This is a genomic window from Dactylosporangium sp. NPDC049742 (assembly GCF_040674675.1).
Classification (GTDB): domain Bacteria; phylum Actinomycetota; class Actinomycetes; order Mycobacteriales; family Micromonosporaceae; genus Dactylosporangium; species Dactylosporangium maewongense.
Window position 1 is genome coordinate 1 of sequence record NZ_JBFANF010000060.1, and the last position, 25,538, is coordinate 25,538.

Consider the following 25,538-nt stretch of genomic DNA (forward strand, 5'->3'; position numbering starts at 1 on the left):
CCGGTGCCGGCGCCCGCGGCCCTGGCCATCGCGGCCACGGACCGCACCGCGCTCGGCAGCGCGTCCGGGCCGTCCATCTCGGCCAGCCACCGCTCGGCGGCGGCGCTGCGCCCGGTGATCGCGCCGGCGGCGTCGATGACGAGGACCCCGGGCGGCTCCGGCAGGCCGGGCGGCGCGTCCGCGGCAGCGCTGAGCAGGCAGCGCCGCAGCCCGTCGCCGATGACCGGGGCGAGCGTGGCGAGCAGCTGCGCGTCCGCCGTCGTGAACGGCGGGCCGCCCAGCCGGTAGGCGACGAGGGTGCCCCAGCACTCGCCCCGGTCGGTGAAGACGGCCCGCAGCTCGTCGCTCACCCCGAGCCCGGCCAGGAGTCCGCGCCAGCGCGGCGAGCGGGCGAGGTCGCCGCCGGTGGACTCGTGCAGTCCGGCGGCGACGGTACCGTCCGCGAACAGCGCCGCGAACGTGTTCACGTCCGGCTCGCCGAACTCCAGGTCGAACAGCCGCTGCTCGAGCGCGTGGTCCTCGTCGCGGCCGACGAGCACGCAGCTGGTGAACAGCAGCGTCGCCGGGTCCGTGGTGGACCAGGCGGCCAGGTCCCAGCCGACCGCGGCGCGCAGCACGGCGTCCAGCCGCGTGCGGTACGCCGTCAGGTCCAGCCCCAGATGCGACAGGCGCAGCACCGCGCGGCGGGTGCGATCCTGGGCGGTCTCGGGCATGGACTCAACGCTAGTGCCCCGCCCCGCGGCGGGGACCCCCGAATTCTCGGGATGGGCGGCCCGCCGGTGCGTCCCTACCGTTCGGGTCATGACGATCTCACTGCCGGCGGACGACACCGTCGAGCGCAACAAGCGCACCATGCGCCGCATCTACGAGCTGATCATGGATCAGGGCCGGACCGACCTGATCGCCGAGCACTTCGCCCCGGGCCTGGTCAACCACACCGCGCCGGAGCCGCTGCGCACCGGCACGGAGGCGGTCGCCGGGCTGGTCTCCATGCTGCGCACCGCCTTCCCCGACGCCCGCACCGAGATCGAGGACATGACCGGCACCGGCGACGTGGTGGTGATGCGCAACTGGTACGCCGGAACCCACCTCGGCCCATTCCTCGGCAACGCCCCGACACGGCGCCCGTTCCGGTTCCGGCAGATGCACTGGATGCGCTTCGGCGCCGACGGCCGGGTCACCGACCACTGGGGCGTCCGCGACGACGTCAGCCACCTGCAGCAGCTCGGCCTGATCGGGTAGGCGCCTGAGAACGCGGGCGGGCCCCGCCGGACGACGCCGACGGGGCCCTGACGGTGCCGGGCTACTGCTCCGGTGTGATCTTGCCGCTGGCGCCGAAGACCTGCACCTCGGCGATGCGGACCTCGTTGCGGAACTGGCTGTTGGCAGCGCAGTCCGTGTTCGCCCGCGGGTCGTTGTCCTGCTCACCGGCGTACAGCGGGTTGCCCGTGCACTGGCTGGTCAGCACGACCACACGCACGTGCGTGGCCAGCGTCGGGTGGATGTCGAAGGCACGCAGGTTCAGCTGCGGTGCCACCGGACGCCAGGCGCCGCCCGGGAAGGCGTCGTCGGTGCTGCGGAACGCCTCCGTGTAGCTCGCGTCCTTGCTGCAGTCGGCCGTGGTGGCGTCGCAGGTGAGGACCGCGAACGAGCGCAGCGCGCTGAACCTGTTCTGGTTCGCCGTGCTGGCGTCGACGTCGCCCCGGAGGGCCGGGCGCAGCATGGCGCTGACGTTGAGCGACTGGACGTTGACCGGCTTGTCGCCGGCCAGGTCGATCGTGACCTGCTTGCCGGCCACGCCGTTCACCGACGCCCAGTTGGTGCCCTCGGTCTCGTCGTTGATCTTGTCGACGTTGACGCCGTCGCCGGACGCCACCGCGCCCAGCGTCGAGGAGGCCACGTTCTGCGGCAGCTTCAGCTTCAGGTCCTGCGCCTTGCCGGGCTTGAAGGAAGCGGTGAACTTCTGGCTGCCCCAGCCCTTGCCGTTGACCACGAAGTGGAACTCGGTGTTGGGCAGGATCTGGAACGTGGCCGGCAGCGGGGTCGACGGGTCGGTGTCGGCCACCGGGGTCACCCGTGCCTCGTAGTCGCCGACGTACAGCGTGACGTTCGCGCCCGAGGAGCCGGCCATCGGCCGGAGGGTCACCGTGGCGTTGTCGGCGTACGGCGAGTGGAAGCTCGGCGTCGGGTCGGTGTCCGACGCCGCGCCCGTCGCGCCCTCACCAAGGCCCGACTCGGCGAACGCCTTCCAGATGATGTCCTGGTTGGCCCCGCCGAAGCGGACCAGGTCCGCGGCCAGCATGTTGTCGCGCATGCTGGTCATGGTGGCCCCACTGGCCGCCTGCAGCAGGTACGAGTCGAACATCAGCTGGATCCAGCGCCGGTTGCCGGGGCAGGAGGCGGCGTCGACGGCACCGTCGGCGCACTGCTGCTGCAGCTCGGGCGTGCCCAGGCCGTAGCGGTTGACGAACTCCTGCCGCACCCGCAGGTTGGTGGCCACCCAGATCTCGCCGTCGGCGTGCACCTCGGGACCGACCAGGTCGAACCCGAAGTCCGAGTAGTTCAGCGGGCTCTTGCTGGCGTCGTAGTCGCGGATGCCCTCGTGCATGTTGCCGGTGACGTACGCGCCGGTGACGAACGGGGTGTCGCCGGCGGCGCGCAGGCCGTTCTCGAACAGGTACTCGGCCGCCACCAGGTCGCCCCAGCCCTCGCCCATCGAGCCGCCCTGCGTGCCGGTGATGCCGTTGTTCGGCCCGGCGATCATGCGGTTGGTGATGGCGTGGGTGTACTCGTGGCCGATGACGGTCATGTCGTAGTCGCCGTCGACGCACGGCGGGTACGCCGAGCCGGCCACGGGCTGCCACAGGAACATGTTGGTCGTCGGCGCCTGGCCGTCGCGGCCGGTGCTCTGGTTGGCGTTGTTGCGGCTGCCGCTGAGGGCGCCGGACTGCGCGCGCCCCTGCTCCGGGTCGTTACCCAGGCCGCCGGGCTGGATGTTGACGACCTGCATGTTCCACGCGGCCTCGGTGAAGCCCAGGTGGTAGCTGAAGTCGTGCATCCGGTTGTGCATGGCGAACAGGTTCGCCACGGCCGCGTCGCCGTCGTTGCGCCCGGCCGCGGTGAACACGTCGAGGTTGCACTTGGCCTCGTGCCACGCGTCGGTGAACGGGTAGGTGTAGTTGCGGTCCGTCCGGGTCGCCGCCGGGAACGCGGCGACGCCGCCACCCCACTGCACCACGTTGTTGGCCGCGTTGCCCGACGAGGTGAACGTCGGCTGGCCGGTCACCTGGTTGACGTCCCAGGCCTTGCCCGACGCGGCGTCCTTCACGGGCTTGATGCAGTTGAGCGCCGGGGTGAAGCACCACGTCACCCGCGGGTCGGTGCCCGCCGGGAGCGTCTGCGGCGCGGTCGCCGGGAAGACGGCCCAGGTCGGGTTGTCGGAGTCGAAGTCGACCATGTCCTCGCGAACCAGGATGCCGCCGGAGCGCGCGTCGACGAAGGTCGAGTACGCCGTGGGGTTGTCGGCATCGGTGGAGACCAGGCTCACCTGGTAGGCGGCGCGCACGCCGTCCTCGGGAGTGGGCACGCCCACCTCGATGACGTCGGGCTCGCTGACCTGACCGGCCGTGAGCCCGGCGTCGGTCAGGGCCGCGGCGACGGCGTCGGCCGCCGACAGCGTCGCCGGCTCCGGTGCGGCGGTGTCCCGCGTCAGCGACGACGTGACCCGCACGACGTTGCCCTTGTCGATCAGGATCGACACGAGCCCGTCGTGCCCGGCGGGCAGGCCGCCGAAAGTCTGCCGCAGCAGCACGACGTTGCCGGTGCCGAGCTTCTGGACCAGCAGGGGTTCCATCGCGGCGACGGCCGGGGCGTTCAGCGCGTACAGGTCGTGGTTGTCCAGCAGGTACTGGCGGGCCGCGGCGACCGGGTCGCCGGTCAGGCCGGTGGCCAGGGCCTTGTCCGGGCCGACGGCCTCGGGCTCACCGAGCGAGTTCCAGCGGATCTTCGCGGCGCCGACACGGTCGGCGGCCGCCTTCTGCTTCGCGGTCGGCGCCTTGCCGCCGCGGCGGTTGTCGACGTCGTGCGGGCCGTGCCCCTCGACGTCATGGGCTTTTCCGGGGTTGGGCTTGGGATCGGCAGCGGCGGGCGCGGCGGTCACCGCACCCGTCGCCACGACGGCGGCGGCAGTGAACGCGGCTAGCGTCCTGCCCCGCCAGCGCCTGGGGTTCAACCCAGATGTGCGCACGATCGGTTCTCCTCTGGTTGGTTGGGGGCGCGTGTGTTGCTCCGGGGGCGCCAGTTGATCTCATAGGGCCTATCACGGGCCTGCGCAGGGACACCAGGTTGCGCACATCGTCGTCCACAATGGACAGCTGGGAGCCAGCTCGGAGCCGGCCCGGCCCGCACGGACGGTCGGCGCGGCGCTTCGGGCGACAACGGGCAAATCGATCAACGGGCGTGCCCGGTGATTTACGGGAACTTCCGGATACGGCTTTATTTGCGCGAATGTTCACCAATAGCGATGACCGACATTCGTCGCACAAGCCCGATGAATGGGCAACCGTTCGCGTGCCAATGCATTATGCCATGTCGCCGTTCGACATCTGTCGCGACGCTGAGGCGTGTACCAGGAGTACATCGCAGCTCAGCAGGTCGCGCCGTACCGTCGAAGGTGTGAACAACCGAGCCGAGGTGCGCGACTTCCTCACCACGCGCCGCGCGAAGATAACCCCGGAGCAGGCGGGCATCCCGGCGGCCGGGCAGCGGCGCGTGCCCGGGCTGCGCCGCAGCGAGGTGGCCTCGCTGGCGGGAATGAGCGTCGAGTATTACGCCAAGCTCGAACGCGGCGCGCTGGCCGGCGTCTCCGCCGGTGTCCTGGAGGCGATCGCCCGCACCCTGCGGCTCGACGACGCCGAACGCGCGCATCTGATGCGCCTGGCGCAGGAGGCCAACGGCAGCACCGTGCTGGTCCGGCCGAGCCGCCGGCCCAAGAGCTTCACCGTGCGGCCGAGTCTGCAGTGGACGCTGGACTCGATCACCGCACCGGCGATCGTGGTGAACAACCGGCAGGATCTGCTCGCCGCCAACCTGCTCGGCCGCGCCATGTACAGCGACGTCTACGCGGGCGCCGCCGGCGCGCCGAACTTCGGCCGGTTCACGTTCCTCGACAGCGCGGCGCGCCGCTTCTACCCGGACTGGAACCTCGCCGCCGACATGCTCGTGGCGAACCTGCGGACCGCCGCGGGCAAGGATCCGCACGACAGAGGACTGCACGACCTGGTCGGCGAGCTGTCGACCCGCAGCGACGACTTCCGCCGGCGGTGGGCGGCGCACAACGTCCGCATCCACGGCACCGGCACCAAGACGTTCCGCCATCACATCGTCGGCGAGCTCGAACTGGCCTACGAAACCATGGACCTGCGGGCCGAGGACGGCGTCGGCATGACGATCTACGCCGCCGCGCCGGACTCACCGGCCGCGCAGGCCCTCGCCCTGCTCGCCTCGTGGGCCGCCACCGAAGCCGTCCAGTACGTCGCCGGCAACCAGGCCTGACCATCCCGACCATCGACCATCCCGACCGGAGGGACCTCCCGATGCCCGAGCAGCCGAAGCAGGTCGGCGGTGGGCGCCGCGCCGTCGGCGACATCGCGCCGAAGCTCGCCGAGCTCACCGACGACGTGCTCTTCGCCGACGTGTGGAACCGCGGTGAGCTGGCCGCCCGCGACCGCAGCCTGGTCACCGTCGCCGCACTGGTCGCCGGCGGTGACGCCGAGCAGCTGCGCTTCCACCTCGGTCGCGCCAGGGAGAACGGCCTGACCGAGACCGAGCTCGTCGAAGCCATCACCCATCTCGCGTTCTACGCCGGCTGGCCGAAGGCCATGACCGCGATCACCGTCGCCAAGCAGGTCTTCACCGGCTGACAGCACATCCACGGAGGAGCAGCACCATGCGAGCAACCGTCCTGCACGGCCCCCGCGACGTCCGCGTCGAGGACCGCCCGGACCCGGCCATCGAGCAGCCGACCGACGCGGTCATCCGGCTGGCCGCGGCCTGTGTCTGCGGCTCCGACCTGTGGCCGTACCGCGGCGCCGACACGGTGGGCGAGCCGGCGCCGATGGGCCACGAGTACGTCGGCGTCGTCGAGGAGGTCGGCAGCGAAGTCCGCACGGTCAAGCCGGGGCAGTTCGTCGTCGGCACGTTCTTCGCCAGCGACAACACGTGCGAGATCTGCCGGGCCGGGTACCAGACCCACTGCGTCAACCGCCAGCCCGGCTGCACCGGCTCCCAGGCCCAGTACACCCGCGTCCCGCTCGCCGACGGCACCCTCGTCGCCACGCCCGGCCAGCCGGACGCCGACCTGATCCCGAGCCTGCTCACCGCGTCCGACGTGCTCGGCACCGGCTGGTTCGCCGCCGACGCCGCGCAGGCCGGACCCGGCAAGACCGTCGCCGTCGTCGGTGACGGCGCCGTCGGCCTGCTCGGCGTCCTGGCCGCCCGGCAGCTCGGCGCCGAGCGGGTCATCGCGATGAGCCGCCACGCCGACCGGCAGAAGCTGGCCCTGGACTTCGGCGCCACGGACATCGTCACCGAGCGCGGTGACGAGGGCGTCGCCCGGATCAAGGACCTCACCGGCGGGCTCGGCGCGCACTCGGTCATCGAGGCCGTCGGCACGCAGGAGTCGATGCTGCAGGCCATCCGGGCCACCCGCGCCGGCGGGCACGTCGGCTTCGTCGGCGTCTCCCACGACGTCAGCCTGCCGGGGCGGGAGCTGTTCAACTCCGGCGTCCACCTGCACGGCGGGCCCGCTCCGGTACGGCGGTTCCTGCCCGAACTGATCGACCTCATCACCAGCCGGACGATCGACCCGGGCAAGGTGTTCGACCTGACCCTCCCGCTCGAGCAGGCCGCCGAGGCGTACCGGGCGATGGACGAGCGCCGCGCGGTCAAGGTCCTTCTGCAGCCCTGACGCGCGGCATGACCCGATGCCGTGGGCGACCGGGCGGGCGCCTACGGCCGGTCGGCGTCCGGCAGCGGCAGCACGAAACCGAGGTCGTCGTCGGGGTCTGTCCAGGGTGCTTCGCGGTCGAGCATCCCGGACAGCCGCTCCACCTCCGGCAGGAGGCGTGCCGCGAACATGAGCTCGCCGAGGCCCACGCACGCGGCGGCGACGACGAGGCCGGTCGCCGGCGCGACGGCGACCGTCATCGCGGCGACCAGTCCGCACAGGGCCCGCATCCGCAGGCAGCCGCGGGCGAGGCGGGGGAACTGCGCCGCGGCCCCGGCGTCGCCGGCCGCCGCGACACCGAGGGCGAGGCTGATCGCCGCGACCGCGACCGTCGGGTCGTACGCCGGCAGCTGGATCACGATCACACCGGCCACCGCCAGCAGCGCGGCACCGGCCTGGAACCATCGGGCGCCGCCGTACCGGGCCCGTAGCAGCTGCCCGCCGCCGAACCGGCCGAGTGCGACGAACAGCAGCCAGGAGCCGACCGCGGCGGCGCCGAACGTCCGTACCGACGACGGCCACACCATCGCGAAGACCGCGAGCAGCAGGCTCAGCAGGCCGAAGCTCGTCACTGCCCACCAGCCGAGCACGCCGTTCAGAGGGCCGGCCTGGCGCCCCGCGGCGCGCAGCCAGACGCGGGCCTGCTGCGGTGCGGCCCGTAGCGTGGCCACGGCGTTGGGTTGCATGAGCCGCCTCCTTCGATCGGGGTCGGCTACCTGGTACCCGCCGCGGCGGTCGATCGAACGCGCACAGGACAATCGTCCCCGGATCCGGTCAGGTGGGCCACGGATCCGGGGGCACGACACCCGAACGGGACCGTGCCGCCGGCGATCAGGCCGAGGGGCGGTCCACCCGGTAGACGTAGTGCCGCCGGTCGTCGATCGGGTTGTCGGGCTCCAGGTCGGCGTGGGCGACGCGGACCAGGCCGGCCTTCTCCAGCATCCGCCACGACGCGATGTTGTCGGCGTGCACCGGCACGATCACGCACTCGGCGTCGTCGTGCTCGGCCCACAGGTGCTCGAGCGCCGAGCGGATCATGCGGGTGCCGATCCCGCGCCCGACGTCCGCCACGTCGCCGATCAGGTAGTCGATCGTCATCGCCCGCGGCGGCACCGCCATGGCCGGCGCCATCTCCTGGACGTACTCGGGGTAGTCGTGCCAGAACGAGCGCTGCACCAGCCCGAGCGGCGCGCCGTCCAGGAGCGCCAGGAGGTCCTCGTTGGGCTCCTCGCGGCGGACGGAGGGCCCGAAGTCGCGCTCCACGGCCTCCGCCGACGTCTCGTGATCCCACCACCGGGCCACGTGCGGTGCCGCCAGCCACCGGGCCAGCAACGGGAAGTCCCGCGGGGTGACGTGCCGCCAGGTCATCATGCCGCTGACGGTAACAGCATCCTCTTACCGTCAGCATAGAATATTTCGCATGCACGACGTGGAGCTGCCGATCCTGGGCACCGAACCGCTGGTGGTGGAGTTCGCCAACACGCTGCACGGCGGCGAGGACTTCCTCGGCACGGCCGAGCTGTCCAGGCTGTGGTTCACCACCGCCGGCGCCCGACCGCCGCGCGACGCGGCCGCGGCCAGGGCCCTGCGCGACAGCGTCCACGCGCTGTTCACGGCCGCGGTCACCGGCACCGCCCCACCCGCCGCCGCGATCGCACACGTGAACACGGCCGCGGCGCAGGCGCCGACGTACCCACACCTCGTCCGGCGACCCACCGGCGAGCTGGTGGCGGACAGCCGGGGCGCCGCGACCGGCGACGCGGCGCTGCTCGGCTCCCTGGCCGCCGCCTGCGCCGGACTGCTCACCGACGGCCCGGCCCGCCTGCTGCGCCGTTGCGAGACCCCGGACTGCTGCCTGTTCTTCGTGCAGCACCACCCGCGCCGCCGGTACTGCCACGAGTCCTGCGCCCACCGCGACCGCCAGGCCAGGTACTACCGCCGCCGTACCCCGTCCTGAAGCCCGACCGCGCGGTTGGTCCGATCGGTTGCAGTTGCCCGCCCGGACGCATGGTCCATCGATCATGTGCCGCATCTCCGCGCGGAGATACGGCATCATGGATCGCATGCGACGGGCGGTTCTCGGCACGGTGCCGTGGTGACGCCCGCCGAGCACGCCCAGCTCGCCGATGCGCTGCTGGCGATCCCAGGCATCACGATCCCCGCCACCTGGAACATCGTGCTGGACCTGCTGCCTCCGCCGGCGGCGACCATGGTCGACCGCAACGGCCCCCCGCGGCTGCAGGGAATGTCGCTGCTGTCAGTGCTGCGGGACCAGCCGGACGGACTCCAGGAGCTCGTCGTCGTGCTCCGCGTTGTCTTCGGCGACGCTTCGGCGGGCGTCGGCGAGTTCGCGCAACTGGCCGGCAAGCCGGCGTCGATCTGACCACGGTGACGGAGGGAGCGCATTGGCCGGCGGCGTTGCGCTGAGCGAGGCACGCGAGGTGCTGCTGAAGGCGGAGGCGGTGAAGACGCAGCAGGGGTTCGCGCTGCTGCTGCAGGAGATCATCGAGATCCTCGGCGTCTCCGACTTCAACGTCGTCGACGCCGGCACCTTCCGCCTCCGGGCGGTGTCGGTCATCCGCGCCTGCGACGAGCAGTGGGGTGGGTTCGCCGCGCTCATCGCCGCCGTCCGCGAGACCGACGGACCGGAGTTCGCCGGCCGGCTGGCCGCGGCGATCGACGTGGACCGGCCGCAGAGCTCGCAGGTGACATTGCCGCAGCGCCGCCGGCTCCGGGAGATCCTCACCGGGATCCAGGACACCCATCCGGCGGACTGCTGGCGTCCTGCCCTTCGGTCCGTGCTCACCCTCAAGCAACCGCCGAGCGGCCTGCTGGGCGCCGCACGCCAGCTCGACGAGGCGTACTTCGACCCGGACGGCGTCACCCCGCCACCGCTGATCGCGTTCGTGGACGCGTTGGCCGGCACCCGCGACCTCGCACCGTTGCGTGCGGCCCAGCTCCGCGCATGGTCGGCGGAGCTGACCGGACGACCCGTAGGGCCGCCGCCGACGCGGCCGCAGCGTCCGGATCAGGCAGCGGCCGCTCGAGTCCTGCTGAAGATCGACGAGGTCGGCACCACCAGCCGCCAGCACGACGGTGCCGCGCAGTTCCGGCTGTCCGCCTGGCTGTACAGCGACGGCACCGTGGTCGACAAGATCCAGCGGACCGAGCCGGTGCTGGGCAAACACCTCGCCCGCGAAGGTGAGGCACTGCTGCACGACATCGGCCGGGGGCTGCTCAGCGGCGGCTACGGCGAGGTCATGGTCGAGTTCCTGCTGCCGTGGTCACAGCTCGGCACTCCCGTCGAGTCATGGCGGCTGCGCGACGCGAGCGAGCTCGCGCTGCACTGCCCGGTGGTCGTGCGTTCCCTGGACCGGCTGCTCTTTCCGTACGCGCTGCCGCAGTGGCGCCGATCCTGGTCGTCGCTGCCGGCCGGGGGCGAGACCTGCTGGCTGCACCTGCACCCGCCGGTGCCGCTGGACCCGGCCGACGTCGTCGTCGGCGGCGCCGACAGCGACGAGCTGCACGCCATCCTCACGACGCGGGACAGCGAGGTTGTCTGCGTCGGGTTCACCTTCGGCTACCCGGCCTGCACCGACCCACCTGCGGCGGTGCGGTACGACCCGATGGCCGCGGTCGTGCGCGCGGGCGTGCCGATCGCGGTCTGGCGGCGCGACGGCGGACCGATGCACGAGATCCGCGAGACCCTGTCGCTGCTGCAGTCGGCGCGCCAGCTCGCCGAACTGCCGCGGCAGGTCCTGCACCTGCGCCGGCAGGCCCGGGCGGGCACGACGGGCCGGGAGCATTGCGGCCGGCACGTGGCGCTGCTGTACGACGACCCGACCACCACCCCGGAACCGCTCACCGATCTCGCCCTTCCCGGCCTGGAGGTACCCCGCACATGACCGGACCGATGCCGATCGACCGCAGCTGGTGGGTCTACCGCGGGACGGGCAGCGTGTCCGAGGCCGGGCCGGTGCAGTTCCCCGAACCCCCGCCGTGGCGCACGTTCGACGGCGCCCCGCCCGCCGGGGTGGACTGGCCCGAGCCGCCGGCGCCGGCCGTGGCCGCGACCAAACGGCGCCTGGGCGAGTTCGGTGGTGGCCAGTCACCGGTCCGCCTCGACACCCGGGTGCTCGACGTGGTCAACTCCGCCCTGCTGCTGCGCCGCCCGTTGCTGGTCACGGGCAAGGCCGGCACCGGCAAGTCGACCCTCGCCCACAGCATCGCCGCGGAGCTCGGGCTGGGCTCGGTGCTCTACTGGCCGATCACCAGCCGCTCGACGCTCGGCGACGGCCTGTACGAGTACGACGCGATGGGCCGGTTGCAGGCGCTGAACATGGCCGGTGCCGACCCCGGTCGCGCGGACGACAGCGACACCGACGTGGGCCGGTTCCTGCGGCTCGGTCCGCTCGGCAGCGCGCTGGTGCCCTGGCGGCGCCCCCGCGTGCTGCTGGTCGACGAGATCGACAAGAGCGACATGGACCTGCCCAACGACCTGCTCACCATCTTCGAGGAGGCCGAGTTCGTCATCACCGAGCTGGCCCGGCTGGCCGACCAGCCGACCGTCCGGGTCAGGTTGCACGACGGCAGCTCCACCACCGTGGAACACGGCGTCGTGCGGTGCCACCAGTTCCCGGTGGTGGTGCTGACCAGCAACGGTGAGCGGGACTTCCCGCCGGCGTTCCTGCGCCGCTGCATCCGCCTCAACATCCTGCAGCCGGACGAGCAGCGGCTCCGGGACATCGTGGAGGCCCATCTCGGCACGGCGGGACTCGACGCGGCCGACCCGTACATCCAGAGTTTCCTCGCCAAGCAGCAGGCCGGCGACGACCTGGCCGCCGACCAGCTGCTCAACGCGATCTTCCTGGCCAGCAGCGGACAGGACGATCCACAGAGCACCGCCGTCGCGGTTGCCGAAGCCCTGCGACCGCTGAACCGGTCCTTCGATGACTGACCCGCCGGCGCATCCGGGCCGGGCGGCCGACGGGCTGATCGACGTGCTCGCGGCGCGGACCACGATGAGCCCGCTGGAGGTCCTCGACGCCCTCTGGCTCGTGCCGAGACTCGGGCCGCCGCCCACGCCGGGACCGTTGCCGGCGGCGCCGGCCGCCGCGGAACCCGGGGCCGGTCCGCCACCGCCCGAAGGGATCGTGCGCATCCCCGACCCGGGTGAGCTTCGCCGCGCGATGCCGGTCCCTCAGCCCGGCACCACCGCGGGTACGGACGTCACCCTGCACCTGCCCGCGACCGACGAGCTGGCGCCGGTCTTCGGCGACCCGGTCCGCCTGCCCGGCCGTCCCGCGGTGGACGGCCGGCTGGAGATCACCCGGCAGCTTCGCGGCCTGCGGCACTTCACCGGCCCGACCGGCCGGGTCACGATCGACGAGGCGCGGACCGCCCGGGCCAGCGCGGAGGCGCGGTCACTGGTGCCGGTGTTCCGTCCGGTCCGCGGCCGCAGGTTGGCCCTCACGCTGGTGCTGGACCGGTCCACCTCGATGGGCCTGTGGGGGCGCACCGTCGAGGAGCTCCACGACCTGCTGCAGGGCAGCGGCCTCTTCCGGACCGTGCAGGTTTGGGGCGTCGACACCGACGAGTCCCGCCCCGTCCTGCGGACCGCCGGTGGCTGGCGGCACGGCCGGTCCGCGGGTAAGCAACGCGACCCGCGGCAGGTCATGGACGGCAGCGGCCCGCGAGCGGTGCTCGTGCTCACCGACGGGATCGGCACGGCGTGGCGCTCCACCGAACTGCACGGCATGCTGGACCGCTGGTCCCGGCGGTGCCCCGTAGCGATCGTGCACCTGCTGCCCGAGGCGCTCTGGCACCGCACCGGGATCAAGCCACTCCCGGCGTCGGTGCACTGCCCGCGGCCCGGCGCCCCGCAGGTGAGCTGGCAGGTCACGGTCCGCGAACCGTTCGACTCGCTGCACGGCCGGCCGGCGCTGCCGGTGCTCGAGCTCAGCCCCGACTGGCTGGGCAACTGGTCCGATCTCATGGCGAAGCCCTCCAGCCGGCCGGTTTCGTTGAAGGTCATGCCCCTGCACAGCACGCCGCGACGGCAGCCCGCCCCCGCCCTGCCCACCGGCGTCGCCGGGTTGGTCAACGAGTTCCGGGCGGGCGCGTCTCCGGTGGCGTTCGAGCTCGCCTGCCACCTGTCCGCCGCGCCGCTGACCCCATCGGTGATGCGGCTCGTGCAGGAGTCGGTGCTGCCCTCGTCCGGCACCGCGGAGCTGGCCGAGGTCATGCTGTCGGGGCTGCTGGCCAGGGTCGCCTGGGACCACCGCGAACCGCTGTACGAATTCCGCCCCGGCGTCCGGCCGGTCCTGCTCAGCTGCCTGTCCCGCGCCGAGGCCAAGCGCGTGCTCAACGTGCTCGCCGACGTGTCCGGACCGGTTGCGGCGGCCTTCGGCGGCACGCTCGACTTCCGGGTGCTGGCCGGTGAGCAGTCCAGCACCGACCCGGCCCGGACCGCGGCAGGTCTGCCGTTCGCACGGGTGGCGGCCGCGGTGCTGGCCGGGCTCGGCGGCGAGCACCGTCAGCTCGCCGAACGCATCCGCACCCGGCTGCGCGACCTCGACCCGGCACCGTCCAGAACGTCCGGCGACGGCCCAGCCCCCACCGGCGCCGTGCTCCGGACGTACGCGCAGGTGCCCCCGCCGCGGACGGCCGGAGTGCCCCTCGCCGATCCGTGGCTCTCCCGTGCGGTCATCATCGGCAGTGCCGAGCACGAGCACCTGCCCGAGGTCCCGTCGATCGGCCGGAACGTCACCGCCCTCGCCGGGGCGCTGACCAACACCGAGATCTGGGGGCTCGCTCCCGAACACTGCACCGTCCTGGCCAACCCCGGCGACCCGCGCGATGTGGGCCGCGCGGTGCGGCAGGCCGCGACGGACGTCGACACCGACGGCCTGCTGTTGGTGTACTACGCGGGCCACGGCCTCGTCGACCCGGTCGACGGCAGTCTCGTGCTCGGCCTCAAGGACACCGACCCGGCAGTGCCGTACGAGAACGGTCTGCCCTTCGAGCACATCCGCCGCGCCGTCGCGGGCAGCCGCGCCCGCCGGCGGATCGTCATTCTCGACTGCTGCTACGCGGGCAGGGCCGCGGGACACCTCGCCGCCGGAGACTCCGCCAGCCAGGCGATCGCCGACCAGTCGGAGACCGACGAGACGGTCCTGCTCGTCTCGGCCGCCCGGAACCGCACCGCCCAGGCGCCGCAAGGCGAGCCGTACACGGCCTTCACCGGCGAGTTGCTGCGCATCATGCACGAGGGGCTGCCGACCGGTCCCGCGGTCCTGGACGTGCAAACCATCTGGCGTGAGCTCACCAGGCGGCTGCGCCAGCGAGGGTACGAACTACCGGAGCTCCGCGCGCGCAACTCCGGCGCCGAGATGGGGCTCGTGCGCAACGCCGCCCGGCACAACCGTGACCTGGTCGGCCGGATCGTCGTGGCGGCCGAAGCCGTCGACGACATCGACCTGCACCGCGCCGTGGTGCTGATCCTGCGCCACGACCGGGCGCGCGGCACCGTCGGCGTGCGGATCGACACGCCGATCGACCGGCCACTGCCGACCGACCTCGCCGCCGGCTGGCGACAGTTGCTCACGCCGCCGGCGGTGATCTTCGACGGTGGGCCGCTCAGCCGCGGTGACGGCTTCGTCGCGCTCGCCGACCTCCGCCCCGACGCGGAGCACCCGTTGCACTTCCGCTCCGTTCGCGACCGGATCGGCGTGGTGTCGCTGTCAGCTGATCCCGGACCGCTGGCCGGCGCCGTCGCCGGCCTGCGCCTGTTCTCCGGATATCTCGGCTGGGGCCCGGATCAGCTCGAGACCGACATCGACAACGGTCTGCTGCTGCTCAGCGCCGCGGACGCCCGGATCGTCCTGACGCCGACGCCGCAGCGGCTGTGGGCGCGGGAACACGCGAACCTCCTGGGCCGGCCATGACCGGTCCCGGCGCCGGCATCGGCGAAGACCAGATGATCAGCACGCTGGTGGACGCGGTCAACCGCGGCGAGCGAATCACCCTGCTCGTCGGATCGGGAGTCAGCACGCCGGCCGTCCCCGGCGTGACCGGACTCCTCCAGCTGGCCGACCAGTTCAGCACGGGCCGCGGTGACGACGGCGCGCTCAGTGCCGCACTGGAGCAGTCCCGCGCGGCCCTGCCACCCGACGCCGAGCCGATCGATGCGTACCAGGCCTACCGGCGGGTGTTCGCCGAGTGGTACTCCCCGCGCGGGTTCGACGTCATCGCCCAGCAGGCGGTCCTGAGCGCCTACCGCGCACCGGACCTCGCGGACTCGCCCCTGGCCACGCACGGCATCTGGCAACGCGTAGACCTGCGCCTCGGCGAGCGGCTGGAGAACAGCCTGGACTGGTGGGACCTGCCGCCCGGGGTGCGTGCCCTCGGCAGGATTCTCGCCTGGCGGCACGGCGAGTTCGGCGACTGGCTGCTCACGACGAACTTCGATCCCCTGATCGAGATCGCGGTCCGTACCGCCGGTCGGCTCGCCGTCAGCCTACCGGCGGACCTGGACGGCGTCATCGCGGAGCACCACGACGACACCGCCGCAGTGCGCATCGTGCACCTGCACGGCTACTGGCGGCCGACGGCCGCATCCGAGGTGCTGTTGCAGCAGGGCGCGACGACCGTCGAGCGTCCTGAGCTCGTGACGCACGGGCATCTGCTCGTCGTCGGGCACAGCGGCTGGGACCCGAGCATCCTCGCCGCGGTGCGAACCGCCGGTCGGGTGCGAGGCGTCCGGGTCCATTGGGCGCTCCATGAACGCGAGCCGCGTCCACAGCTCGTCGACGCGCTCGGCGACCTGCCCGTCTACTACCGCGGCGTCGACAGCGATCGGTTCTTCAACCGACTGGCGGAGCGGCTGCAGGTGCCGGCCGGGGACCGGCGTACCGACCCGCGCCGGCGGGTCAGACACCTGGACTGGGAGCGGGAGCTGCTCTCGCACCCGGGCAACACGGCACCGGCCGAGACCCTGCCGCTGCTGGTGCAGCTGGAGCGGCGCTTCGGCTGGGGGGTGGACTGGAACGGCGCGCCGCGAGTGCCGCGGACGTTGTTCTGGCCGATCCGGTTGCGTCCCGCCGCATCCCTCATCAACGCGGTCCAGGCGGTCACCGCGGCGGCCCTGAGCCGTCGGGGCACCCGCGTCATGATCTGCTTCGACGACTTCGGCGTCCGTGAACGGCACGCCTGGAGCGCGGCGGTTGCCGGCGACATCCGCCGATGGATGCACCGTGTCGACCCGGCCGCCGACGCGACGGTGGTGTCGCTGCAGGACTTCATCGACGGCGGAGGGCCGGGCAACCACCCGTGGTCGATCGCCCGGACGTTCTACGGTGACGGCAACCCGTCGCTGTACAGCGTCCTGGCCGCCGCGAACGTGGTGCCCCACCTGGCGTTGCGCGACCTCGAGCAGTACGCCCCGGCGATCGTGCAGAGTCTGCTCAGCAGGAACACGAACCGGCTGCTGACCCCGCTGGTCGTCTGGACGATGTTCCAGGACGTGCTGCGCACCGAGCCGGCGGCCGAGGTCCTCGCCTACGCCGGTAGTGACGACCGCCTGATGTGGGAGCAGTTCCGCGCCCACTTCGGGTCCGGCGGCAGCCTGCTGTACAACCCCCATCTGCGCAATCTGGGCAACCGGTCGAGGCTGGTGCGGTGGTCCACCGGCGCCGACCTTCGCTCCTATCTCTCGGCCGCCAGCCAACTGCCCGGCTGGGCCGAGGAGGGCCGCTATCTGCACTGGCTGGTGCAGAACGCGTTCCTGCTGCCCCGGTATCTCACCGGCGACGGGTTCGCGGAGGTCGATGGGGTACGGATCGACTCGTGGGCGGCGTTCGCGGCGGGACTCGACGCCGGGCTGCCGGTGCTGGAGCTGCTGGCCGACGACGTCTCGAACTTCTATCTGGGTGGGTAGCGGTGCTGTGACGATCCGATACAGTGGCGCTCTGCTCCTGCTGAAGGGACTGCGATGCCGGTGAACGGCGGAACGGGCGGGCGCGCCGCGGCCGCGGGGTCGAGGTGGCTGGCGATCGTGCCGCTCGCGGTCGGGGTGGTCGCGACGGTCACGTACAGCCTCACCACGGCGAAACCCGTGGCGGCGCTCGGCACGGCGGGCATGCTGGCGGCGGCGGCCGCGGCCGGTGGGGCGCTGCTGGGGTTCCTGTTCGGCATCCCGCGGGTCCTCGCCCGGGACCCGGGCGCGGACGGGGAGGCGCCGCTCGGGGCGTACGCACCCAACACCAACCTGGAGCAGATCTCCGACTGGCTCACGAAGATCATCATTGGGGTCGGTCTCGTCGAGTTCGGCAGGATCCTGCGGGCCGCGGGGCGCGGGCTCGACGTGGTGGCGCCCGAGCTGGGTGGCGGCAAGGCGTTCAGCGCCGGGCTGGTGATCTACTTCGTCGTGTACGGCTTCCTGCTGGGCTGGCTCACCGCCCGGATCCGGCTGGCGCCCGCGCTGTCGTCGGCGGACAGGGCCGCCCTGGACCAGTTCGTCCGAGCCGAGGTCGTCGAGGCGCGCGGCAACCCGGAGGAGGCGGGCCGGTTGCGGCGCTCGGCGGCGGCGCTCGCGTCGCACACCGCCCGGCGGTACGAGGAACTGCGCAGCACCACCCCGTCCACCCCCGGACGCACCGCGGAGATGGAGACGCTGATCGCCACCGCCAGGTCCGCGGCGACCGGCGGGCAGTGGCAGCCGGAGCAGGTCACCGACATGTTCTGGCGGGCCACCGACGGCGACCGGATCTTCGTGCTCGGGCTCATGCAGGGCGACGTGCGGCTGGTCGACTTCGACTGCGCGATCGACGCGGTGGAGCACTCGAGGTCCGCCTTCGAGCAGTACCACGCCCTCGTCGTCCTCGACCGTGACGACCTGACGTTCACCGCCGCCCAGCGCACCAGGCTGCTGTCGGTGCTCGACTATCAGATGGGTCCGCACGGCCGGGTCCGCGAAGGCAGGGAACGCCGCAAGCCGGCGACCCGGATCGTCGACCGCTTGCGGCCCGGCACGGACCCGCCGGGTGCCTGACCAGCCGGCCGTCGACGAGCGGCTCAAAGGAATGCTCAGCGGGCCCGCGGCGCGGGTCCTGGACAGCTGGGCGGTCCACCACCAGATGGCGGTCCGGCTCGCGTCCGACGGCATGATGACCGGTGGCACGACCGACGCCCGGGTGTTCGTGGTGTACGTGCGACCGGTCAAGGGCGGCGGCACCAAGTGCATCCTGAAGTACTGCCCACCGGGCACCGGAGCGGCGCTGCGCAGCGAACCGCGGGCCCATGAGCAGGCGCTGGCCGCCCACCCCGGCTTCGCCGCCGAACACCTGGTGACACAGCCGTTCCCGCCGGTCGCCCTCGAGGACGGCGGCTGCCTCATGTTCCAAGGTCTGGCCGGGGGCAGCCTCACCGACTACCAGGGCATGGCCGCGATGGTGCTCGACCGGCGGGTCGCACCCGCCGCGCGGGCGGTGGTGTCGGCGGTGCTCTCGGACTGGAACCCGAGCTCGACCTACGACCTGGCGTTCCGCACCGAATCCGCGACCGTCTCCGCGGCCCTCGGCAGCCGGCTCGTGCCGCGCCACGGCCTTGCCGACTGGCTGGCCGATCACCCCGAGCTGGACGCCAAGCAGCGCTGGCTGGAGCTGCCGGGAGTCGCCGAGCCGATGCCCAACCCGTTCGCGCTCGCCGCCGGTGCGTTCGACGGCCCCGAGGTGGCCGACTTCCTCGGCAACGCCCACGGTGATCTGCACGTCGGCAACATCCTGTTCCCGCAGCAGCCCGAGCAGCACGGGTACGCGAAGTTCCGGCTGATCGACCTGTCGATGTTCCGCACGGATGCGTCGCTGGCCCGCGACCCCGTGCACCTGCTGCTGTCCCTGGTCGCGCTCTACCTGCCGCGGCTGGACGACGACGCCCGCACCGCCGTGCGGGGGTTGCTGCTGGGCCGGCCGGGCGGCGACCGGGGGTTGGTGCCGATGGCGCTGTCCGAGGCGCATGAGGCGATCCTCGAGGCGGGCCTGGCCTGGGTCGCGGCCGGCGACAGCGGGCTCAGCGACGAATGGCGCCAGCAGATCCGGCTCGCCACGGTGGTCGGCGGGCTGCTGTTCGTCGGCCGGCGCAACCACGAGGCACGCGCCCGCTGGTGGTTCTTCGAGCTGGCCGCCGAGGCCGCACTGGACTACCTCCGGGCGGCCGGCCGGGCCACCGCCGACTCGATCGCGAAGGTCCCGGTGCCCAGCATGCCCGGGACGCCCGGGACGGCGGACCAGCCGGCCGGCCCATCGGCAGCCCGAGCGCAGCCGGCACCCTTGACTCCGGCGCAGCTGCGGCAGCTGGTGGACCTGCTCTTCGACCAGCACGCGATGAGCGCCACCTGGCGGCAGCTGGTCGGATGGTTGCCGGCCGACCTGACCACCGGCTACGAGCAGCACAGCGTCCTGGCCGTCGACGCGCTCAACCTGTTCCGCTACTTCGGCACCGTCGACCCGTCGCCCTGGCCGCTGTTCATCGAGACCGTCGAGGCGGTGTTCCCGAACTCCCGCGCCGTGGCCCGCTTCAAGGCCGAACTCGTCAGACTCGGGCTGCTGCCCGGCTGATCCCGCAGCGGCTCAACGCTGGCCGGTGAGGTACTCCAGATACGCCACGGCGTGGCTGATCCACAGGTCGGCGTCGAGCTTGGAGTAGGCGATCGAGCTGTCCGTCAGTTGCAGCTGCGGCTGCTGCGCCTGCAACAGGTCCAGCGCCCGCAGCTGTTGTGCCCGTTCCCCGGGGCCGATGAATCCACCGGCCGAGCCGAGCAGCCGAGCCACCTCCACGGCGAGATGGTGGACGCCCGCCGCCTCATATCTCGCCCCGTTGTCGGCGAACGTGAACTGGGGCGCCGGCAGCAGCGGCACGCGTGGGCTCCGGATGGCCCGCGGGTCGGTGGACCCGACCACCTCCATGGCACCTCGCACCATCAACAGCGCGGGCCGGAACGTCACGAGCACGTCGCCGACGACGTTCCAGCCGTACTCCGCGATGCATTCGGACAGCGCCCGCGACAGCTCCGCGACCAGCAGTCCCTGGTCCTGACGGACGGCGCCGAAGTCGTGTTCGGAGCAGATCACCTCGTACCGGTTCGGCACGACGTTGGTTCCGTCCGCGCCGGTCCAGTGCTCCGACCGAGCGCACTGATCCAGCTGGGTCAGGACGTATGCGGGTTGCAACGAGCCGGTGAGCAGGGTGTCCACCCTGTGGCCGAGGGTGTACCGCAGGCGGCTCCGGAGCCTTCGCAGCGCGTTGCCCAGCGGCGTCTGGCCGGTCTCCGCGATGCTGCCGGTCTGGTAGAACTCGGCCTCCACGAGGTGCCGCCGCGACTGCAGACCCGCGCTCATCACGACCTCGACGATGATGTCACCGGGCGCCGACCAGGCCACGTCGTGGATGAGCTCGACCTGCGCGTCGGCGAGCGCCTGCGCCAGATCCTGGGCGACGGAGACTCCCATGCGCTGATAGTCGTCCGCGGGCAGGGTCACGACGTAGCGGTTGGGCACGAGCGCCAGTCCCGAGGACGAGGAACGGCGTTGCTGACGGGCGGCGACCTGCATCGAGCGCAGCACCGCGATCGGATCGACGTTGAGGCCGGGTGTTTCGCGGATCCGGGCGAGCAGGTCCGCGGCCCGTTCCTCGAAGTGTTCCTGGGCCGTGTCCTCGGATGCGGTGATGCCGCCGCGCGCGGGATCGACGTAGATCTCCGGAATGATCACGGCGACCCGCGCGTCGAGGCCCGGTTTGACCCACACGTCGATGAAGACGTCGTCGACGACCTGCCAGCCTCTTGCACCGATGAACCAGGCCGTGTACCGGGCCAGCGCCGCCGCGGTCGACTTCAGCGAATCCTGGTCGTACGCGGCGAGCACCTCCGGCGCGACCTCGATCACGTACCGGTTCGGTGCGACGACGGTGCCCGACGGCAGCTGGATTCGTCGTGCCTCCGCCTCGCGCTCCAGCATGGCCTGGAGCATCGTGAGATCCGGCGACTCTTCGTCCGCTTCGAACCGCAGTCCCAACACCACGACCCGCCGGGTCAGCGCCTCGCCGCCGTCGATCCTGGGGACGGGACCGTCCACCAGGTCATACACGGTGGCGCTGAAGACCTCCGGGTGGACCGACTCGACGACGACACTGGTGGCCGGAACATCGGCACGGCCGGCGACCCGGCCCTCGGGCAGCCGCCGTGCGTGGGCGGTGTCCCGCGCCAGGCGATCCGTCAGGAGGCGCGCCATCTCCTCGTACGGTCCGCCGAGGCTGCGCAGCACCGTCGCCGCGACCCGCGCGAAGGGCTCGTTCTCAGCCGTGATGTTGACTCTGCCGGTGCCGGTGTCGACCAGCGCACGGAAGTCCAGCGAGCCGCCGAACAGGGCCGCGGTCACCGCCGACACCTGCCGGACGACGTCCAGGGTGTCGATGACGTCCATGCGGCTGAGCAGGCCGAGCAGTTCCTCCCGGACGCCGGGCCGGAACTCGTAGATGACGGTGTCCGGGTCCTCGCCCGGTTGTGGCGGCGCCAACCGCTGGATGAGGTCGCCGAGGTAGAACTCGGCCAGGTGGCAGGGCCGGCTGTCCAGCAGCATCGATGCCTGGACCAGCCGCATGATCGACAATGTGAGCGGCACCGCGGACAGCTGGGTGGCGAGCTCGAACGCCTGCGCGGACACCGATGCGCGGAACTGCCGGACCCGTTCGGCCGGGCTGGGCACCGCCGGCACAGGGTCTTCGGGGTCGGCGAGGCCGGTCTGTGCCGGGTCGAGGGCGTATCCGCCCACCTCGTCGGTGAGCTGTCCGGCCAGCATCCTCGCCCAGAGCGACAGGTCGTTCGGGGTGAGCTCGAGCACCGGGATCAGCGTGCCGGGCACGGTCGGGCGCGACCCGGCGAACGAGGCCGCACGGAGCCGCGGCCGGCCGCCGCCCTCACCTGAGCTGCGTTGCCAGACCGGACGGATGTCGAAGCCCGTCCGGTGCCACATCGACTTCGGCAGCGCGTTGATGACAGCGGTCGGGCCGACCTGCCGGCAGCGCTGCAGCAGGCGGAGCACGCGGGCCTGGTGGTGGCTCGCGCCGACGCCGTCGGTCAGCAACAGCACGAGGCGCCGGCCGGTCGGGTCGAGCAGCTCGCTGGAGTTGCGCGGGGTGATGCTCCCCGATGCGCTGAGCGGGACGATCGACAGTCCCGCCCGCCCGTCGCGCAACCGCCACGAGCGGACGTTGCGGAACGCGGCCTGGCGTTCCAGCAGCCGGGCGAGCTCGTGTGCCACCCGTTCCCACACGACCATCCCGGGGCCGTCGTCGACGACGAGCGCGACCTCGAGCCAGCGCTCCGTGGCGTGCCGTTCCACCGCGACCAAGGTCATGGACGCGGCTGACTGCACGGCGCTGGCTTCCTCGTCGATGACCTTCAGGCCCGGCGCCGGGACCCGGCGCCGCATGGGCCGCATCGCCCGGGAGAGGTCGAGACCGTCGTGCAGTCCGGCCACCCCGGGCGCCCGGGCGAACTCGCCGCTGGTCGGCCCGGCCTCGGCAGTGCCGGACGCCGCCGGCGGCTCCTGGCGGTGGACCGGATGCAACGCGACCGTCGGCGTCTGCAACGGCACCACCGGCGGCGGCGCGACGTACACCGGCTCCAGGTCGGGCGGTTCGGCCGCCGGCGCCGGTGGCGGCTCCGGCACGTGTGTCGCCGCAGGGGGACGGCGCTGCTGCGGATACATGTAGGTCGCCAGCCACAGCGCGTCGGCGACCTCGGCGGCGTCGAGGAGCTGGGACTGCAGGCACTGGCCCACCAGCTCCTGGAACGCCGCCCCCCGGCTCATCGTTCGTCGTCGTCGGTCAGTGGCCGCAGCAGCGCCTCGATCGCGTCGCGGCGCTCGGGATCGGTCCGCCCGGTGCCCGCCGAGGCGAGATACAGGGCGTTGAGCAGTTGGTCGGTGGCGCGGTCCCGGCCGTCGAGCTGCCGTTCGAGGAAGTCGTCGATGCGCCGGGCGACGTCGTCGGTGACCATCCCCAGGTGTGCCTCGACGATCCGGATCAGCCGCTCCCGGTTCGGGGTGCGCAGGTCCAGCCGCACGCAGCGGCGCAGGAAGGCGGTCGGGAAGTCACGCTCGCCGTTGCTGGTCAGCAGCACGAACGGGAACGCGGTGCACCGGACCCGGCCGTCGGCGATGCGGGCGCGGCCGTCGCGGTCGCCGGTGCGGACCTCGACCGGACGGCCGTCGCCGGCCACGCGTTCGAGCTCCGGGATGACGAACTCGCCCTCCTCGAACGCGTTGAGCAGGTCGTTGGGCAGGTCGACGTCGCTCTTGTCGATCTCGTCGATGAGCAGCATCCGGGGTTTGGCACCGGGCAGCAGCGCCGTGCCGAGCGGGCCGAGCCGGATGAAGGACCCGATGTCGGTGGGGTTGGTGTCCTCGCCGCCCGCGGCGGTGCGGTTGAGGTTCGCCGCCTGCAGCCGGCCGATGGCGTCGTAGCGGTACAGCCCGTCGGCGAGCGTCGAGCGGCTGGTGATCGACCACCGCAGCACCGGGCCGAGGTTCAGCTCGTGCGCGATGCTGTAGGCGAGCGTCGACTTGCCGGTGCCGGGTTTGCCGGTGACGAGCAGCGGGCGGCGCAGATACAGCGCGGCGTTGATCAGCTCGATCTCGTTGAAGTCCGGCTGGTATGCGGTGGCGAGGTGGTGCCGGCCGATACGGCGTTCGCTGGCGGTGTCGTTGTCGTCCGCGGCCGCGGCGAACGTCCGCCAGGGCGGCGCCTCGGGGAGGCGATGCTCGACCGCGTCGTGCGGCTCCCCGCTGCCGGTGTAGATCCACCAGTCGCGCTCCGGGCCGGTCATGCCGCATCCCCGGCCACCGACGGCCCGCGCAGCGACGCCTGCAGCTCCGGCAGCCGCTCGGGGTCGTCCCACACCAGGCTCACCTCGCGGACGGCCGCGACGTCGCTCTCCACCGCGGCCTGGCGCAGGCCGAGGACCCGCTCCGGCAGCGCTGCCAGCGTGCCGGTGGCGACGAACCCCGACACTGCCTGCCGCAGTGGGGCCACGGCGCCGTCGTCGCGTCGCCACACCGCGGCCGGTACCCCGGCATGGATCGCGAATGCCAAGCCGGCCTCCTGAGCGTGGACGTACGGATAGGTCAGCCCGACGCACACGAGCTGTTCCCGCCTGCGGAGTGCCTGCAGGAACGGCTCACCGTGAGCTGTCTCGACGATGTCGTCCGCGTCCGGCGCCGGCTGTGTGCCGGTGCCGGGCCGCAACCATTGGACGCTCGCCGCCGAACACGGATCGGCCGACAGCCGCTGCCAGCGCCGCCGCCAGTCGCCGTGCGACCAGCGGTCCCGCAACCGGTCGAGGGATCTGATCACCACCGGGTAGCAGATGCCGATCCGTCGCTGGCCGGGCTGCCCGACCGCGATGCGCCAGCCGTCGAACGGATGGCCGAGCAACTGGTGCGGCACCAGGAACTCGATCGTGAGCTCGCCGAATCCGGCGGTGAGGAACTGCGACGTGCGCTCCAGCAGATCCTCACCGCGGGCGTCGAGCTGGTCCCGCCGGCACGGCGCGGCATCCTCGACCTTCGCCGACATGCCTCCGTCTGACCGGTACCACCAGGCGCTGAGCTGGTAGCCGTCGGGGAACACGCGATCGTCGATCTTGACGATGAGGAAGGCGTCGGCCGGGATCTCGTCCCGCGCCGCACGCAGGCCGTGCAGGGCCTCGCGGACCGCCGTCGGATCGCATCCGATCCGGGTCGCGACCCGCTCCGTCCAGGTCAGCAGTGCCCGCGCCGGTCTGGCCAGCTGCTCGTCGGCGAGGCACAGTGCGAACATCACCAGCGGATGCGGCCCACCCGGCGGCCAGGTCGCTCCTTCCAGCGCGCCGAAGGTCTCGGCGACCGTCCGCGCCGCGCCGACCGTGCCGGGAACTCTCGTCCCGAGTGCCCGCTGCACCAGGATTTGCAGTTGCGCGGGTGCGGGCGGGGGCAGGACGCCGAGGAGCCGCTCCAGCTCGGCGCGCTCGTCGGTGGACAGGATGCTCGCCTGCGTCTCGCACTCCTCGACGAGCGCGGCGAGCCGGTCCGCCGCCGCGCCCGGCCGGTGCAGGTCGACGGCCCGGTGCAGGAACTTGATGCCCTCGAAGCCGCCGGCGTCGTGACACGCGCGGATCATCGCCAGCATGTGTGTGCGGGCGATGGGGGACTCCTCGCAGTGCACCTCGCCGAGGTCCTCGCGCAGCGCGGCGAGCAGGGTGTGCCGGAACGCGAGCTCGCCCATGCCGGGAACGACGGACAGCGCGTCCAGCAGGCGGCGCTGCAGCGGGATGGTGAGCGAGACAACTGGCACGACCCGGACGTCGTTGCGCTGTCTCCACCAGCTCACGGTCACGACTGTACCCGTCGATGCGTGCCGGTCCGTCACCGAACTCTCACACGAGTGGCCTGACTCCGATCAATCGAACGGACATCCGCCAGATCCGGGTTCGGTGCGG

19 protein-coding genes are annotated in these 25,538 nt (G+C 72.4%); 12 read left to right on the top strand and 7 right to left on the bottom strand.

The genetic code is table 11. From position 1 onward, the window contains the following. The coding region (locus AB0J72_RS45380) for a hypothetical protein (protein ID WP_363411646.1) at positions 1-713 on the bottom strand (713 nt) is incomplete at its 3' end. Positions 714-801: 88 nt separating this feature from the next. On the opposite strand from AB0J72_RS45380, the gene AB0J72_RS45385 reads away from it, so the two are divergent. After that, positions 802-1,242, top strand: coding sequence for an ester cyclase (locus tag AB0J72_RS45385; protein WP_363411648.1), 441 nt, complete (start codon positions 802-804; stop codon positions 1,240-1,242). A 61-nt stretch (positions 1,243-1,303) separates the two neighbouring features. Here AB0J72_RS45385 and AB0J72_RS45390 read toward each other — a convergent pair whose 3' ends face one another. Further along, a complete protein-coding gene (locus AB0J72_RS45390) occupies positions 1,304-4,246 on the bottom strand; it encodes a M36 family metallopeptidase (protein ID WP_363411650.1) in 2,943 nt (980 codons plus the stop codon). A 428-nt stretch (positions 4,247-4,674) separates the two neighbouring features. Between AB0J72_RS45390 and AB0J72_RS45395 the strand changes: the two genes are divergently transcribed. Genes AB0J72_RS45395 through AB0J72_RS45405 form a run of 3 tightly spaced genes read left to right on the top strand, consistent with a single transcriptional unit; the run spans position 4,675 to position 6,967 of the window. Further along, complete coding sequence (locus AB0J72_RS45395) at positions 4,675-5,553, top strand: helix-turn-helix transcriptional regulator (protein ID WP_363411652.1); 879 nt, start codon at positions 4,675-4,677, stop codon at positions 5,551-5,553. A 41-nt stretch (positions 5,554-5,594) separates the two neighbouring features. After that, complete coding sequence (locus tag AB0J72_RS45400; RefSeq protein WP_363411654.1) at positions 5,595-5,921, top strand: carboxymuconolactone decarboxylase family protein; 327 nt, start codon at positions 5,595-5,597, stop codon at positions 5,919-5,921. Positions 5,922-5,947: 26 nt separating this feature from the next. Beyond that, positions 5,948-6,967 carry a zinc-dependent alcohol dehydrogenase family protein gene (locus tag AB0J72_RS45405; RefSeq protein WP_363411656.1) on the top strand — a complete coding sequence of 340 codons (1,020 nt, stop codon included), beginning with the start codon at positions 5,948-5,950 and terminating at the stop codon, positions 6,965-6,967. Positions 6,968-7,008: 41 nt separating this feature from the next. On the opposite strand, the gene AB0J72_RS45410 is transcribed toward AB0J72_RS45405, so the two are convergent. Further along, positions 7,009-7,692, bottom strand: a complete 684-nt coding sequence (locus AB0J72_RS45410; protein ID WP_363411658.1) for a hypothetical protein — start codon at positions 7,690-7,692, stop codon at positions 7,009-7,011. Positions 7,693-7,837: 145 nt separating this feature from the next. After that, positions 7,838-8,377, bottom strand: a complete 540-nt coding sequence (locus tag AB0J72_RS45415) for a GNAT family N-acetyltransferase (RefSeq protein ID WP_363411660.1) — start codon at positions 8,375-8,377, stop codon at positions 7,838-7,840. Positions 8,378-8,426: 49 nt separating this feature from the next. Here AB0J72_RS45415 and AB0J72_RS45420 point away from each other — a divergent pair, with 49 nt between their 5' ends. From AB0J72_RS45420 to AB0J72_RS45455, 8 genes are all read left to right on the top strand, one after another. Further along, complete coding sequence (locus AB0J72_RS45420; protein WP_363411662.1) at positions 8,427-8,963, top strand: ABATE domain-containing protein; 537 nt, start codon at positions 8,427-8,429, stop codon at positions 8,961-8,963. A 138-nt stretch (positions 8,964-9,101) separates the two neighbouring features. Then, positions 9,102-9,389, top strand: a complete 288-nt coding sequence (locus AB0J72_RS45425; protein WP_363411664.1) for a hypothetical protein — start codon at positions 9,102-9,104, stop codon at positions 9,387-9,389. A 22-nt stretch (positions 9,390-9,411) separates the two neighbouring features. Beyond that, positions 9,412-10,911 carry a hypothetical protein gene (locus tag AB0J72_RS45430; RefSeq protein WP_363411666.1) on the top strand — a complete coding sequence of 500 codons (1,500 nt, stop codon included), beginning with the start codon at positions 9,412-9,414 and terminating at the stop codon, positions 10,909-10,911. Further along, the gene (locus AB0J72_RS45435; protein WP_363411668.1) at positions 10,908-11,963 is read left to right on the top strand and encodes a MoxR family ATPase; all 1,056 of its coding nucleotides are present in this window, start codon (positions 10,908-10,910) and stop codon (positions 11,961-11,963) included. The genes AB0J72_RS45430 and AB0J72_RS45435 overlap by 4 nt, the downstream gene beginning before the upstream one ends. Further along, positions 11,956-14,952 carry a YqgE/AlgH family protein gene (locus AB0J72_RS45440; RefSeq protein WP_363411670.1) on the top strand — a complete coding sequence of 999 codons (2,997 nt, stop codon included), beginning with the start codon at positions 11,956-11,958 and terminating at the stop codon, positions 14,950-14,952. The genes AB0J72_RS45435 and AB0J72_RS45440 overlap by 8 nt, the downstream gene beginning before the upstream one ends. Positions 14,953-14,984: 32 nt before the next feature. After that, complete coding sequence (locus AB0J72_RS45445) at positions 14,985-16,943, top strand: SIR2 family protein (RefSeq protein WP_363411672.1); 1,959 nt, start codon at positions 14,985-14,987, stop codon at positions 16,941-16,943. 60 nt (positions 16,944-17,003) lie between these two features. Further along, positions 17,004-18,056 (top strand): hypothetical protein, encoded by a 1,053-nt coding sequence (locus tag AB0J72_RS45450; protein ID WP_363411674.1) that lies wholly within the window; start codon positions 17,004-17,006, stop codon positions 18,054-18,056. Then, positions 18,049-19,620 carry a hypothetical protein gene (locus AB0J72_RS45455; protein ID WP_363411676.1) on the top strand — a complete coding sequence of 524 codons (1,572 nt, stop codon included), beginning with the start codon at positions 18,049-18,051 and terminating at the stop codon, positions 19,618-19,620. The genes AB0J72_RS45450 and AB0J72_RS45455 overlap by 8 nt, the downstream gene beginning before the upstream one ends. Positions 19,621-19,632: 12 nt before the next feature. Here the strand turns inward: AB0J72_RS45455 and AB0J72_RS45460 are convergent, their stop codons facing one another. The 3 genes from AB0J72_RS45460 to AB0J72_RS45470 are packed head-to-tail and all read right to left on the bottom strand — an operon-like array spanning position 19,633 to position 25,429. Continuing rightward, positions 19,633-22,872, bottom strand: a complete 3,240-nt coding sequence (locus AB0J72_RS45460) for an FhaA domain-containing protein (RefSeq protein ID WP_363411678.1) — start codon at positions 22,870-22,872, stop codon at positions 19,633-19,635. Then, the gene (locus tag AB0J72_RS45465; protein WP_363411680.1) at positions 22,869-23,888 is read right to left on the bottom strand and encodes a MoxR family ATPase; all 1,020 of its coding nucleotides are present in this window, start codon (positions 23,886-23,888) and stop codon (positions 22,869-22,871) included. The genes AB0J72_RS45460 and AB0J72_RS45465 overlap by 4 nt, the downstream gene beginning before the upstream one ends. Further along, positions 23,885-25,429, bottom strand: a complete 1,545-nt coding sequence (locus AB0J72_RS45470) for a hypothetical protein (protein WP_363411682.1) — start codon at positions 25,427-25,429, stop codon at positions 23,885-23,887. Before AB0J72_RS45470 ends, AB0J72_RS45465 begins: the two co-directional genes overlap by 4 nt. Positions 25,430-25,538: the final 109 nt, after the last annotated feature.

Excerpts from the sequence above, each read along its gene's own strand:
- AB0J72_RS45385 (WP_363411648.1), top strand. The coding sequence starts at position 802 with ATGACGATCTCACTGCCGGCGGACGACACCGTCGAGCGCAACAAGCGC.
- AB0J72_RS45400 (WP_363411654.1), top strand. The coding sequence starts at position 5,595 with ATGCCCGAGCAGCCGAAGCAGGTCGGCGGTGGGCGCCGCGCCGTCGGC.
- AB0J72_RS45405 (WP_363411656.1), top strand. The coding sequence starts at position 5,948 with ATGCGAGCAACCGTCCTGCACGGCCCCCGCGACGTCCGCGTCGAGGAC.
- AB0J72_RS45410 (WP_363411658.1), bottom strand. The coding sequence starts at position 7,692 with ATGCAACCCAACGCCGTGGCCACGCTACGGGCCGCACCGCAGCAGGCC.
- AB0J72_RS45415 (WP_363411660.1), bottom strand. The coding sequence starts at position 8,377 with ATGATGACCTGGCGGCACGTCACCCCGCGGGACTTCCCGTTGCTGGCC.
- AB0J72_RS45420 (WP_363411662.1), top strand. The coding sequence starts at position 8,427 with ATGCACGACGTGGAGCTGCCGATCCTGGGCACCGAACCGCTGGTGGTG.
- AB0J72_RS45435 (WP_363411668.1), top strand. The coding sequence starts at position 10,908 with ATGACCGGACCGATGCCGATCGACCGCAGCTGGTGGGTCTACCGCGGG.
- AB0J72_RS45440 (WP_363411670.1), top strand. The coding sequence starts at position 11,956 with ATGACTGACCCGCCGGCGCATCCGGGCCGGGCGGCCGACGGGCTGATC.
- AB0J72_RS45445 (WP_363411672.1), top strand. The coding sequence starts at position 14,985 with ATGATCAGCACGCTGGTGGACGCGGTCAACCGCGGCGAGCGAATCACC.
- AB0J72_RS45460 (WP_363411678.1), bottom strand. The coding sequence starts at position 22,872 with ATGAGCCGGGGGGCGGCGTTCCAGGAGCTGGTGGGCCAGTGCCTGCAG.
- AB0J72_RS45465 (WP_363411680.1), bottom strand. The coding sequence starts at position 23,888 with ATGACCGGCCCGGAGCGCGACTGGTGGATCTACACCGGCAGCGGGGAG.